Here is a 12,495-nt window from a genome sequence, read left to right as displayed (position 1 = left end):
CACTGGAGTCCGCACGGGTTCGATCGGCTGCCAGGAACCGGTGTAAGCCCAGGTTCCCTGGTCAGAGCAACGATTCTTCTTCATTCCGTGGTCGCTCAAATTTCATCAGTTACTCGTAGATTCTGCGAGTTCCTCGCATAAGTTCACTGTTCGTGTCAGATTTCGCTACTCGTCGGCAGCGACGTATCGCTGCCGACGGCGCATCGAGTGCCGCGCGGGTCGGCAGTGGGGAACTTGCGGACGTCGAATCGCTGCAGCGGCTGGCGTCGGCGTCAGGGGACGACGAACACGACTTCTTCCGTAACACGCTGGTCGAATACGGATGGGCCAGAGATGTGGCGGGTCTGAGCCCGGCGACGTTGCAGAGAATCATGTATCCCGTGATCGAGATATGCGATTACTTCGATTGTGTGCCATGGCGATTGACCCAGAAGCAGTTCGATCAGTACTTTGCCGGTCCCGGTAAGCGCAGTCACGCAACCATCCGCAAGAAGACAGTTCAGATCGACAACTACTACCGATTCCTCGAGCACCGCTACGCCGGTGAGCTGCTCCGAGCGTTCGGTGTCGGTGTCGAGTCGCCGGTCGACCCGTTCAACCGGCCGAGACACAGGGGTGATTTCGCGCTGCGGATTCCTCCCACTCGACGAGCGATGACAGCGTTCTTCGCCGAGTGGAGAGAGGCCCTGCCGCGCTCACGCAAGTACCACGTGAGCGCGCGCGACTACACCATGGCGAAGATTGCGTACCTGTCCGGTGCGCGCGCGTCGGAGCTGTGTGCGGTGAGGATCGGCGACATTCATTGGGAAGCGGGACAGTGGGGCCGCTTCGTCGTCGTGGGTAAGGGCGCTCGCGGATCAGGTCCACGCGAACGGCAAGCGTTTCTCTTCGAAGAGGGGAGAGAGCTGCTGTGGTGGTATCTCGAACAGATCCGGGGCGAGTTCAGCGACGACCCGACCGACGCGGGCGCACCGTTGTGGCCATCGGAACGCTTGCCGACCGCCGTCGCGGCGCTCAACCTCGCCGTTGCACCCGCGATTCAGCCCTCGACTTTCCGCCGCAATCTCAAAGCTGCGTCGCACCTTCATCTGAACGGCCCGGTGCGGGAGCTCTACCCCCATCTGCTGCGTCACGCCTGCGCCACCCACAACTACCAACAAGGCATGCCCTTGTGGGATGTGCAGAAGATGCTCGGCCACGAATGGGCGAGCACCACTGTGGGCTATTTGGCGTCGGCCGGAGCCGACCCGGAACGGTCTGTCATCGAGTCGACACAACGCGCCGTGCGGCGCTTGAGTACGGAGAATTAGAAGATGAAATGGAACCTGCGCATGGTCGCGGCGCAACGCGACATCTGGCGTCCGACGCAGCTACTCAAAGCATTCGAGCAGGTCGACTTCCACCCGTCACTGAGCAAGACTGCGGCCCTGTGGTCTTCGGCGCCGGTCACGATCCGTCTCGATGACCTGGACAAGATCTGTGCGGCGTTGAACTGCACTGTCGGTGATCTGATGCTGGCGGAAGCTGTTCACAGCGTGGATCTCGACGCAGCTCCAGCACGCGCAATCGGTGATCGGTCGGGCCCGGCCGCACCCGCTACCGGGACCAGGAAGCGCGGAGCCCGCCGCGTCCCACCTCCCAACTGATGTCGGAACGAAACCCTGCCGATGGGGTGGCGGCAAGTAATGCCGCCCGGCACACCGAGCGCACCATACGGATGATCGAGCAAACACCCGCGCAGTTCCGCGACGACGTGCAGGCGTGGGTCACTGCGTTGGGCGGCCGCGGTCGACGTAAGTCCAGACCGCTGACGGAAGTGACCATTGCCCTCTATCTCAATTTCGCGCAACCGGTCTTGCACGAATGGGCTGAGACACACCAAAGCCTGCGATCTGTCGAAACTGTCGACATCGAGCGCGCGCTGAGCCGTCACTCAGGGCAGTCGAGACACAACGTGCACACGGCCCTGAGGTCGCTCTTCCGCGGACTCAAACGCGAACGTCGCATCTTCGCCGACCCTGCCCGAGAGGTCGCTGGTCGGTACAGCCGCAGGATCCTCAGACCGTTGCCGTCCGACCGCGTGCATGGGCTGTTCGATCAGCTGAGCAGGCCCGATGACCGGGTGATTCTGGCGCTCGTCGCGGTCCACGCGCTGACGATCGAAGAGGTCATCGGCTTCCGACTCGACCATCTCGACCGTTCGGCAGGACGAGCAACCGTCACCCGTACGCACACCCGCCACACGTTCTGGTTGGACGAGTTCACCGCTGAGGTGCTCCGCGACTGGCTGATCTACCGTCAGCTGCGGTGGCCGACCAGCACGAATCCGTACTTGCTGATCACCCGGATAACTGCGCCTACCGCACTGCCGGGCAGTCGCCACTACATCACCCGGCCATTCCGTGACCTCGGCATCACCGCCCGCGAACTGCGTGTCGATCGCATCCTCGACGAGGCCGCCCACAGTGGCGACCCAGTTGCCCTGATGACCGTGTTCGGTACCGGCACCACCACTGCGGTCCGCTATGTCAGGACTGCGCACCCAGGCCGATTCGACGTAGACCCCACCGCACCATGACTCGATCCGAAGTTCGGCCAACGGACTGGTCTTCGCCGCAGGTTCGTAAGCCACTCGACGCAGCCAACGGCCTTCCGAAACATACGGGGAGGGGGTATGGTCGACATGTCATCGAGATACCCCCAGGGGGTATCTAAGCAGCCAGAGGAGCGCGACATGATCACCACGGTTTACAAAGTCACGGGCATGACCTGCGGTCACTGCGAAGCGGCAGTCCGGGAGGAAGTAAGCACCGTTGCAGGAGTCGACACGGTCGAGGCATCTGCAGCTGCGGGAACTCTGACGGTGACAAGTGCTGACGTGCCCGACCACGCCGGTGTCATCGCAGCTGTCCGCGAGGCTGGATACACAGTCGAACCGCAACCCAAAGATTCGCGCACCGCGTAACCGCTGAACCTGGTGGAGAGAAGGATTTCCCGCGATGAACAACCACACACATGCCGACGCTGGCGGAGCCGAGACAGCGGGCACGCTGCCGGGCCACGATGCATCCGAACACAGCGCAGCCCACTCCGGCCATGGCGAGAAGGAACACGAAGGCCATACCGGTCACGAAGGCCATACCGGTCACGGTGGCCACGCCGGTCATGGGGACCACGTCGGCATGTTCCGTCGTCTGTTCTGGATCATGCTGGTCCTCGCCCTTCCGGTGATCGTTGCCTCGAACATGTTCGCGATGCTCCTCGGATACTCACTGCCCGACTCATCGTGGATCGCCTGGGTCTCCCCGGTGCTCGGAACGGTGATGTATGCCTGGGGCGGTTCCCCGTTCCTCTCCGGAGCAGTCAGCGAAATCCGTTCACGTGCACCGGGAATGATGCTGCTCATCGCCCTCGCGATCACCGTCGCATTCGTCGCGTCGATGGGAGCAAGCCTCGGCCTGCTCGATCATCAGCTCGACTTCTGGTGGGAACTGGCCCTGCTGATCGTGATCATGCTGCTCGGGCACTGGATCGAAATGCGATCCCTCGCGCAGACCACCTCCGCTCTGGACTCGTTGGCGGCGCTGCTTCCGGACACCGCCGAACGCGTCGACGGCGACGATGTGGTGCCGGTGCCCCCGTCCGAGCTGCAGCTCGGTGATGTCGTCGTCGTGCGCCCCGGCGGCCGCGTACCGGCGGACGGCACCATCGTCTCCGGATCGGCGAGCATGGACGAATCGATGATCACCGGCGAATCACGCACCGTCCGCCGCAGCGACGGCGACCAAGTCGTCGCCGGCACTGTCGCCACCGACTCCGGTCTCCGCATCAAGGTCACCGCAGTAGGGGAGGACACCGCCCTCGCCGGCATCGGCCGCCTGGTCGCCGACGCCCAGAACTCGACCTCGCGCGCTCAGCGCATCGCGGACACCGCCGCTGGCTGGCTGTTCTGGTTCGCTCTCGGTGCCGCGATCATCACCGCTGCGGTGTGGACTCTGGCCGGGATGCCCGACGACGCCGTCATCCGCACCATCACCGTGCTGGTCATCGCCTGCCCGCACGCACTCGGACTGGCGATTCCGCTGGTGGTCTCCATCGCCACCGAACGCGCCGCCCGCGGCGGTGTTCTGGTCAAGGACCGGCTCGCACTCGAAACCATGCGCACGGTGGACACCGTGCTGTTCGACAAGACCGGGACCCTCACCAAGGGTGAACCCACCGTCACCGCAGTCGAGGTGACCGGCGGGCGCACCGCCGACAACGTTCTCGCGCTGGCCGCTGCCGCAGAAGCAGATTCCGAACATCCACTCGCCCGTGCCATCGTCGAGGCCGCACGCGCGCGGAACCTGACGGTCCCGGCTGCAGCCGGCTTTCAGTCGTCCCCCGCCGTCGGGGTCGCAGCCGACGTCGACGGCGTCCGGATCCAGGTCGGCGGGCCGGCACTGCTCGAGCAGGAACACGGATCCGAACTCGCTGTCGCCGACCGGTGGCGCGGGGACGGGGCGATCATCCTGCACGTCCTCGCCGACGGGGCCGTGATCGGTGCCCTCGCGCTCGCCGATGAGATCCGGTCCGAGTCACGCACTGCGGTAGACGCGCTGCACGCGCGAGGAATCGCGGTCGTGATGATCACCGGTGATGCCGACGCCGTCGCGAAGTCCGTCGCCACCGAGCTCGGTGTGGACCGCTACTTCGCCGGGGTGAAACCGGAAGACAAGTCGCACAACGTCGCTGAACTCCAGAGCGAAGGCCGTACGGTGGCGATGGTCGGCGACGGAGTCAACGACGCCCCGGCTCTGGCGCAGGCCGATGTCGGTATCGCGATCGGGGCCGGCACCGACGTCGCAATCGCATCGGCCGGAGTGATCCTCGCCAGCGACGACCCGAGGTCGGTGTTGTCGGTGATCGAACTCTCGCGCGCCTCGTACCGAAAGATGAAGCAAAACCTCTGGTGGGCAGCGGGATACAACCTCATCTCGGTTCCGCTCGCGGCAGGAGTGCTCGCGCCGGTCGGGTTCGTGCTGCCGATGTCGATCGGCGCGATCCTGATGTCGCTGTCGACGATCATCGTCGCTGCGAACGCACAATTACTGCGTCGACTCGACCTCACACCCGACACCATCACCGGAGCGGTGAACGAGGGGAGTTCCAACCCTCCGTCGCAGCGCACACCGTCACTGTGAGAGCTGATCTCGTACCGGGAACGCAGCCCTGACAATTGTGGAACGTTGATGGCCGCACCTTCTCCGCCGGAGAGGATGCGGCCATCGTTGTCTATAGCGGGCCGGGTCAGCCGAGCAGCCGCTGCATGGTGTCGATTTCCTGCTGCTGGGTGGCGACGATGGTGCGGGCCATCTCCAGGGCGTCAGGATTGGAACCGTCTGCGATTTCGGTGTTGGCCATCTCGATGGCGCCGGTGTGGTGGGCGATCATCATCGTCAACCACTGGCGGTCGAATTCCGGTCCCGACGCTGCCATCAACGCGTCCATGTCCTGAGCGGTCATCATGCCGCTGCCGGAGCTGTGGTCCATCCCGCCCATGTCACCCATGTCACCCATGTCACCCCTGTCCATGTCGGGCATGGGCTGGCCCCACTCGGTGAGCCAGGTGGTCATCTGGTCCATCTCGGGCTGTTGCGCGGCGGCGATCGCCGATGCCAGCGACAGCACCTCCGGGTTGTCGGTGCGGCCGTTCGCCATGTCGGCCATCTCGACTGCTTGGGCGTGATGCGGGTACATCATCTGCGCGAACATCACGTCGGCATCGTTGAACTCTGCGGACGCGCTTGCTTGGGCCGAGGACATCGGTGCCGAGGACATCGATCCCATCGCATGGCCGTCCATCGACGAATCGGCCGCGTTGTCGCTACAGCCGACGACGAGGAACGCGCTCGCGGCGGCAGCAGCGATCGAGGCAATGACTTTGGTACGCATGAGGAAACTCCTTGCAAGAGTGGGTAGTGCAGAGAATTGGATGTCGTTCGATCCGCCGACAGACACGCGTCTGCCGGGCTCCCTGTCACACTCGCAAGGTCACCGATCTGTCCAACTCCCATAACGTCCACGGCGGCGCACGCTCAAGCGTGGAGTCGGCCCGTCCAATGATCCGGTTCACCGATGTCGGCGCCAGGTCGAGGGCTGCGCTCATCGCCGGGACCGTCAGCGCGGGCCACGACACCGTCGTGCCGACGCAGGGATGCATCATCTGGTGCCCCGACGGGCAGTCATGTTCCCCGGTCATCACCGGAACCGTGGCGTCCGTGTGGGACGGTGCTGCGAACGAGGCATGGCCGCCGCTCATCGATGTGGACATCGAGCCGGTCACGGGCATCGACATCGGTGTCACCGAATGCATCAACAGGACACCGAACACCGTCAGTGCAATCAGTAAAGCTGCCGTCGGAGCTGTGCCCCGTCGACCGTGCCGATTCACTGAGTGCATGCGGCCGATGATACCAACATATACCCCCTGGGGGTACGCCTGTCTCGTCGCGTTCGGTCGTCGAAGCATTTCGTCATGTCTTCGAGGTGTCGAGTCCGAGATCTGTTGCGCGGTTGTAGTCGTCGTCGATGAGCACCACGCTGCGATGTTCCCGGTCGAGTAGTGAGGCCGCGATCGAGGCGCGATAGCCGGAGGCGCAGTGCACCCACACTTTGCCGTCGGGAACTTCTGCGAGTCGGTGTGGCAGTTCGTGGAGGGGAATGTTGATCGCACCGGGGATGTGGCCGTCCGCGTATTCGGACTGTTGACGGGTGTCGAGCACTGCAATGTCCGAGTCCTCTGCGGCGAGTCCGGCGAAGTCGGACACTTCGTAGGACCGTACGCGCCCGTCGCTGGCGAGCGAATGAATCTCTCCGACAGCGGAGCCGGAGGGGTGGTCGATGCCGATACGTGCCAACTCCCTTGTGGCCTCGTCGATTTGATCGGATGTGTCGCCGATCAAGGTCAGCGGCGCACCCCACTGGTAGAGCCAGCCGAGGTAGGTGACGAATGTCGTCGACAGCTCGAAGCCGAGGGAACCGTCGAGATGTCCGGCAGCGAAGGCGGTGCGTGCGCGGAGGTCGACGACCCATTGTCCGTCGTCGATGCGGCGGCGTAGTTCGTCGGGGTCGACGGGTTCTGGGGTGGACAGGTCGATCGGTGCGGGGCCTTCGGTGTTGATGACGCCCATGTGGGCGTAGTACGCGGGGTAGGCCGACAGTCCTGCGATCAACTCGTCGACGTAGGTTTGTTCGTCCTGGGTCAGCGCGGGATTGGACTGTTGCTGTTCACCGATGGTCGACGAGTCGCCGCTGGTGGGGGTCGCGGAGCAGAAGCTACCGAATCCGTGGGTGGGGTAGACCTCGACGTCGGCGGGGAGTTCGGCGGCGATTCGACGGACCGAGTGGAACTGGGCATGGGTGAGCTCGTCGGTGTGTTCGGAGCCGAGTAGGTCGGTGCGGCCGGTGGATCCGTAGAGCATCGAGCCGCCGGTGAAGATCGCGATCGGTTCGTCTCCGAGTTGCAGTACGTAGCTGACGTGATGATGTGTATGGCCCGGGGTGTGCATGACCTGAAACGTCGCCGATCCCGCGTCGACGACATCGCCGTCCCCCACTGCCCGTCGCTCGAATTCGACCGGGTCACCCTCGGGCACAACGTATTCGGCTCCGGTGGCGCGTGCGAGTTCGAGTCCGCCGGTGACGTAGTCGTTGTGGATGTGGGTTTCGAGTATGTGGGTGATCGCGGCGTTCTTCTCCGTAGCCAGTGCCAGGACGCGGTCGATGTCACGTTGGGGATCGATCACGACGGCGATGCCGTCGTGGCTGATCAGGTAGCTGCGGTCGCCGAGGCTCGACGTTTCGATGATGGCGATGTCTGGATCGGTGGTGCTCACGGGGTACTCCTACGGTGTAATCGGGTCGGCCTCGTTTCTGACGTGAAACGTCCTCGTTCAGGCCAGTGCGAGGAAGAGCTTTTCCAGTTCTGCTTCGGTCATGGGCTCTTTGTTGTCTGCGGTGTCGCCGGTCATGCATTCACGAAGGCCGGTGGCCACGATCTTGAATCCGGCTTTGTCGAGGGCGCGGGAGACGGCGGCGAGTTGAGTGACGACGTCTTTGCAGTCGCGTCCGTTCTCGATCATGCCGATCACACCGGCGAGTTGGCCGTGTGCGCGGCGCAGACGGTTGAGTACCAATGCGATGCTGTCTTCGTCGCCGATCATTGCGGTCTCCTGAGGGTGTGTGATGGTGGTAGTCCTTCCAGATTACCCCCGGGGGCATCGGTTCGGTGTGTGCAGTCGGTCATGAAAGAACGAGGGTGTCGACAAGTACATAGCCCGCGACGGCGAACACCAGGTAGGCGAACCACGTGCGCAGCTTGTCGGTGTCGATGCGTGTGCTCAGTTTTCCGGCGACCAGCGAGCCTGCGATCGCCGCACCGGCGAACGCGGCTGTCAGTGGCCAGTTCCCGCCGAGCCCGTCGGCCTGAGCGATCAGTCCGGCGGCGGAGTTGGCGACGATGACCACCAGCGACGTTCCGACAGCGACACTCATCTCGATTCCCAGCAACAGCACCAGAGCGGGGATGATCAGAAATCCTCCGCCGACGCCGAACAGTCCGGTGAGGACACCGACCCCGAACCCGGTCGGTATGGACCGTGGTGCGCATCGCCGCCAATCGATCCCGGAACTTCCTGTCTTGCAAGCGGTTCCGACATCATCGGTGCTGCGCAGCATCCGCGCCCCGGCGATGATCATGACGATCGCGAAGCCGATCATCACTGCGGCCTCGGGCAGATGCCTGCCCAGGACGCTGCCGACCAGCGTGCCGACGATACCGGTGGCCGCGAAGATCGCCGCCAGTCGCCATTCGACGAGCTTCGCCCGCACCTTGGGGATGGCCCCGGTCGCCGAGGCGACACCGATCACCAGCAACGATGTCGGTATCGCCTCCGACAGGTCCATTCCCAGGGCGTAGACGAGAACCGGGACGGCGAGGATCGACCCGCCGCCTCCGAGGAGACCGAGCAGGATGCCGACGGCGACGCCGAGGACCAGTGCCAGCGTCAGGGTCATCAGCTGTGGGCTGCGTCCTGGCCACCGAGTGCGTCGATGGCGGCCTGGAGCTTGGTGGTGGCCTCGGCCGCGACGTCGGACAGTGCTGGCTCGCCGGTCGCTTGGACCATGATGTCGGGGTTCATCGCTTCGACAATGACCGATCCGGAAGCGGAGGTGTCGGCGCGGACGACGACATTGCACGGCAACAGCAAGCCGATCTGGCGCATGACCCCGACGGCGCGGTGCGCGAGGGACGGATTGCAGGCACCGAGGATCAGATACTGCTCCATGTCCTCGCCGAGCTTGGCCTTCAACGTGGCCTGCATGTCGATTTCGGTGAGAACACCGAAGCCCTGATCTGCGAGGGAGGCTTTGACGGCGTCGACTGCGGTGTCGAAGTCGGTGTCGGTCAGAGTGGTCGAGAGTGCGATGTTCATAAGGGAAGTTCCTTTCGGTCGTCGAACTGCGGTGATCTGGGCCTACCCGATTCGGGGCTGGCGAATACTCGGCACGCCCACCCTGGTGAGAAGCGCGCTGGCCGGGCACCAGCCGACCGCTGCGTAAAGGGCGAGGTTCGCGGCAGCGAACGCGCTGAGCAGTCGCCACTGCGGTGCGTGGAGTTCGCCGAGGGCCAGGCCGGTGGCGGTGACGCCGGCGGCGAGGGCGGGGACGATACGTTCGATCGGCCAGCCCGCGAACGCGGACGAGCGAGTGGTGTTCGGATCGATCATGATTGCTCCGTTCGGGTTGTAAGGGTGGTCAGTGCGAGAAGCTGATCGAGGGCAACACCTTGCGCAGCCAGGCCGGTGACCACCATGCGGCGTGTCCGCTCAAACGCAGCAGGACCGGCAGCAGGATCAGCCTGATCAAGAAGGCGTCGAGCAGTACCGCGACGCCGAGGATGATGCCCATCTCCTTCGGTGGGAGCGGATCGGAGAGTGCGAAGGTGAAGAACACTGCGACCATGACCGCGGCGGCGGCGAAGATGACCCGGCCGGAGTGGGCGAGGCCGTCGACCTGAGCGGCTTTCGGGTCCCCGGTCTTCTCGTAGTGCTCTTTCGCGGTGGCGAGCAGGAACACTGTGTAGTCCATGGCGATGGCGAAGATCATCGCGAAGAAGAACACCGGACCCCAGCCGTCGAGGAAGCCTTGCGGGGTGAATCCGAGCAGTGATGCGCCGTGCCCGTCCTGGAAGATCAGCTTCGCGACCCCGAACGCTGCGGCGGTCGAGAGCAGACTGACTGCGGTGCCGAGGATCGCGATCAGCGGTGCTTGGAGGGCGACGAGCAGCAGGATGAAACCGAGCGCCAGAATGATACCGATCACCAGCGGTAGGTAGTCGTTCAGTGCTTGCTGCAGATCGAGGTTCTCCGCTGGGGCACCGCCGACCAACGCCGACTCCGGGAGTTCGGCGCGCAGGTCACCGAGGATGGTGCCCATTCTCTCGTCCGAGGGGTCAACGGTGGGAAGTGCTTGTAGCAGTGAGTAGTTTGAGCCGTCCGCGGCAGGCTGGGGCGGAGTGACCATCGAGATCCCGTCGACGGTACTGGCTGCCGTGGCGGTCGCGGCGGCATCCGCGGACGGGACGACGATCTGCAGTGCGCCGGGTGCGCCGGCACCGAACTGGGCCTGGACGAGCTCGTAACCCTGGCGAACCGGTGCGTCTTCGGGGACGACGGCGATCGAGGGCATCGCCACTTTCAGTCCGAGGACCGGAAGGGCCAGCGCAATGAGGATGCCGACGGAGACCAGAGCGAACGGCCAGGGGTGCTTGTGGAGCAGTTCACCCCAGGCTGCGAATTTCGGGGAGCGGTGCTGCTGGCGCTTGGCGTAGGGCAGGGAGGCGGCGTTGACCTTGGAACCGAGTGCACCCAGGGTTGCGGGGAGCAGGGTCATGGTGGCGATCAGCACGAAGGTCACGGCGAGCATGATGCCGACGGCCATGGTGCGCACCGCCGGTGCGGGAACGAGCAGGACGGCCGAGAGGCTCACCAAGACCGTCAGACCGGACAGGACCACGGCTTTGCCTGCGGTGTCCATGGTTTCGGCGACCGCGGCACGTGGATCGGCGTTGCGCAGTGCGTCGCGGAACCTGGCGACGATGAACAGGGCGTAGTCGATTCCGAGGGCGAGGGCGAACATCATCGCGAAGTTCATCGCCCACACCGAGATCGGCGTGACGCCGTTGAGCAGAACGAGTCCGCCTGCGGATGCGACCAGGCCGGCAACGGTGAGTAGCAGCGGCAATCCCGCGGCGACGAGGGAGCCGAACGCGAGCACCATGATCGCCAAAGTGACCGGCCAGGAGAACAATTCGGCCTGAATCATGGCGTCGTGGTTGGCCTTGTTGAAGTCCGACCACAGTGCGGAGGATCCGGTCGGGTAGACCTCGATGCCGTCGCCGGAGAGTTCGGTCAGCTCGCCCTTCACCTCGTCGACGGCCTTGACCATGTCGTCGGTACTCGCGTTTGCGCCGGCGATCAAGATGCCGGTGTGACCGTCGGGACTGATCGTCATGCCCGGCTGGGGGGCGATGACCTCACCGAAGCGAGTGTCACCGTCGAATACGGCCGCGACGTCGGTGAGTGTCTGCTGCATCGCTGCGTCTTCGATCGTGGCGGTGTCGGAGTGAACGACCACCTGCACTGCTGCAGAGGAATTGCCGCCGAAATGCTGCTGGGCGAGCTCGCGGACCTGGACGGATTCGGAACCGTTGGCCTGCCAGCCGGCCCCGGCCAAGGATGAGAACACCGATGGTGCAGCCGATCCCAGTGCAACGAGGGCGATCAGCCAGATGCCGAACACCCACCGGCGGCGGGCGACCATCGTGCTTCCCAGGCGGCCTAGTGCGCCGGGTGCCGGTGGCCGATGGCGGTCGTGGCGGCCGGTGGCCGCCGCGGTAGCGGGCTTGGTCACAATTGCTTCTCCTAATACGGGTGGGGGTATTCAGAAGTGTTGAAGACGCCCAGAGATTCCTGCGAAATGCAGTGGAGTGCTGTTGGGGTGGGGGTCAGCGACGAAACAGGGAACGAAAGAAGTTGTCGCGTGTAGCTGGGGCGGGTGTCTCCATGGAGCAGGAGCACTGCTGCGACCGCGGAACGTTCTTCATGACGCTGTCGACATGTCGACCGCAGCCAGCCCAGGTGGTCTTACCGCATGCCGGGCACGGGACGGGGTAGCACATGGCGGTCCTTTCTGGCGGGTACATCACTACTGTGACACATACCTAGGGGGGTATGCAAGTACCCGTGGGGGTATGAGGGAAGGGGTGGGCCGGAGCCGATCGGTAGACGGCAGTGGTTTTGCCGGATCCAACGCGAGGCTGTGCTGGCGGCCGCAGGAGGCGTTTGATGGTCGCCAGTCTGCGAATGCGGTTGTCCCTCAGGGGTTGATGCTCCACCCACGCGCGAGTTGCGCCGCTATCGTCCGCGAGTTTCTGTGAACCCGCGCAGTTGC

General features: G+C 64.4%; 13 protein-coding genes. 5 read left to right on the top strand and 8 right to left on the bottom strand.

The genetic code is table 11. The features are described 5' to 3' along the window. Window positions 1-152: 152 nt before the first annotated feature. From CH285_RS17040 to CH285_RS17020, 5 genes are all read left to right on the top strand, one after another. Window positions 153-1,310, top strand: a complete 1,158-nt coding sequence (locus CH285_RS17040; RefSeq protein WP_212669313.1) for a tyrosine-type recombinase/integrase — start codon at window positions 153-155, stop codon at window positions 1,308-1,310. Window positions 1,311-1,313: 3 nt separating this feature from the next. Then, the gene (locus tag CH285_RS17035) at window positions 1,314-1,646 is read left to right on the top strand and encodes a helix-turn-helix domain-containing protein (RefSeq protein WP_170949153.1); all 333 of its coding nucleotides are present in this window, start codon (window positions 1,314-1,316) and stop codon (window positions 1,644-1,646) included. Between the two features lie 71 nt (window positions 1,647-1,717). Beyond that, window positions 1,718-2,578: a hypothetical protein gene (locus tag CH285_RS17030; protein ID WP_094642859.1), complete on the top strand. Its 861-nt coding sequence runs from the start codon at window positions 1,718-1,720 to the stop codon at window positions 2,576-2,578. A 156-nt stretch (window positions 2,579-2,734) separates the two neighbouring features. Continuing rightward, the gene (locus tag CH285_RS17025) at window positions 2,735-2,965 is read left to right on the top strand and encodes a heavy-metal-associated domain-containing protein (protein ID WP_027494143.1); all 231 of its coding nucleotides are present in this window, start codon (window positions 2,735-2,737) and stop codon (window positions 2,963-2,965) included. A 34-nt stretch (window positions 2,966-2,999) separates the two neighbouring features. Beyond that, window positions 3,000-5,183, top strand: coding sequence for a heavy metal translocating P-type ATPase (locus CH285_RS17020; protein ID WP_094618301.1), 2,184 nt, complete (start codon window positions 3,000-3,002; stop codon window positions 5,181-5,183). A 106-nt stretch (window positions 5,184-5,289) separates the two neighbouring features. On the opposite strand, the gene CH285_RS17015 is transcribed toward CH285_RS17020, so the two are convergent. The 8 genes from CH285_RS17015 to CH285_RS16980 form a co-directional block, all read right to left on the bottom strand. Further along, on the bottom strand, window positions 5,290-5,934 hold the full coding sequence (locus tag CH285_RS17015; protein WP_008720034.1) for a DUF305 domain-containing protein: 645 nt from the start codon (window positions 5,932-5,934) through the stop codon (window positions 5,290-5,292). Window positions 5,935-6,019: 85 nt separating this feature from the next. Beyond that, window positions 6,020-6,442, bottom strand: a complete 423-nt coding sequence (locus tag CH285_RS17010; protein ID WP_027494146.1) for a DUF6153 family protein — start codon at window positions 6,440-6,442, stop codon at window positions 6,020-6,022. A gap of 73 nt (window positions 6,443-6,515) precedes the next feature. Continuing rightward, complete coding sequence (locus tag CH285_RS17005; protein WP_094642857.1) at window positions 6,516-7,877, bottom strand: MBL fold metallo-hydrolase; 1,362 nt, start codon at window positions 7,875-7,877, stop codon at window positions 6,516-6,518. 57 nt (window positions 7,878-7,934) lie between these two features. Continuing rightward, complete coding sequence (locus tag CH285_RS17000; protein WP_027494148.1) at window positions 7,935-8,204, bottom strand: metal-sensitive transcriptional regulator; 270 nt, start codon at window positions 8,202-8,204, stop codon at window positions 7,935-7,937. Window positions 8,205-8,283: 79 nt separating this feature from the next. Continuing rightward, a complete protein-coding gene (locus CH285_RS16995; protein ID WP_027494149.1) occupies window positions 8,284-9,057 on the bottom strand; it encodes a sulfite exporter TauE/SafE family protein in 774 nt (257 codons plus the stop codon). Beyond that, window positions 9,057-9,476: a DUF302 domain-containing protein gene (locus tag CH285_RS16990; protein WP_027494150.1), complete on the bottom strand. Its 420-nt coding sequence runs from the start codon at window positions 9,474-9,476 to the stop codon at window positions 9,057-9,059. Before CH285_RS16990 ends, CH285_RS16995 begins: the two co-directional genes overlap by 1 nt. A gap of 42 nt (window positions 9,477-9,518) precedes the next feature. Further along, complete coding sequence (locus CH285_RS16985; protein ID WP_027494151.1) at window positions 9,519-9,770, bottom strand: YgaP-like transmembrane domain; 252 nt, start codon at window positions 9,768-9,770, stop codon at window positions 9,519-9,521. 28 nt (window positions 9,771-9,798) lie between these two features. Beyond that, window positions 9,799-11,865 carry an MMPL family transporter gene (locus tag CH285_RS16980; RefSeq protein WP_027494152.1) on the bottom strand — a complete coding sequence of 689 codons (2,067 nt, stop codon included), beginning with the start codon at window positions 11,863-11,865 and terminating at the stop codon, window positions 9,799-9,801. Window positions 11,866-12,495: the final 630 nt, after the last annotated feature.

This window comes from Rhodococcus sp. 05-2256-B1, from assembly GCF_002258465.1.
GTDB classification, from domain to species: Bacteria; Actinomycetota; Actinomycetes; order Mycobacteriales; family Mycobacteriaceae; genus Rhodococcoides; species Rhodococcoides fascians.
This window is presented reverse-complemented; position numbering and strand designations above follow the sequence as displayed.

Coding starts and splice junctions, on each gene's coding strand:
- CH285_RS16995 (WP_027494149.1), bottom strand. CDS start 9,057: ATGACCCTGACGCTGGCACTGGTCCTCGGCGTCGCCGTCGGCATCCTG.
- CH285_RS17030 (WP_094642859.1), top strand. CDS start 1,718: ATGATCGAGCAAACACCCGCGCAGTTCCGCGACGACGTGCAGGCGTGG.
- CH285_RS17015 (WP_008720034.1), bottom strand. CDS start 5,934: ATGCGTACCAAAGTCATTGCCTCGATCGCTGCTGCCGCCGCGAGCGCG.
- CH285_RS16990 (WP_027494150.1), bottom strand. CDS start 9,476: ATGAACATCGCACTCTCGACCACTCTGACCGACACCGACTTCGACACC.
- CH285_RS17000 (WP_027494148.1), bottom strand. CDS start 8,204: ATGATCGGCGACGAAGACAGCATCGCATTGGTACTCAACCGTCTGCGC.
- CH285_RS16980 (WP_027494152.1), bottom strand. CDS start 11,865: ATGGTCGCCCGCCGCCGGTGGGTGTTCGGCATCTGGCTGATCGCCCTC.
- CH285_RS17035 (WP_170949153.1), top strand. CDS start 1,314: ATGAAATGGAACCTGCGCATGGTCGCGGCGCAACGCGACATCTGGCGT.
- CH285_RS17010 (WP_027494146.1), bottom strand. CDS start 6,442: ATGCACTCAGTGAATCGGCACGGTCGACGGGGCACAGCTCCGACGGCA.
- CH285_RS17025 (WP_027494143.1), top strand. CDS start 2,735: ATGATCACCACGGTTTACAAAGTCACGGGCATGACCTGCGGTCACTGC.
- CH285_RS16985 (WP_027494151.1), bottom strand. CDS start 9,770: ATGATCGATCCGAACACCACTCGCTCGTCCGCGTTCGCGGGCTGGCCG.
- CH285_RS17020 (WP_094618301.1), top strand. CDS start 3,000: ATGAACAACCACACACATGCCGACGCTGGCGGAGCCGAGACAGCGGGC.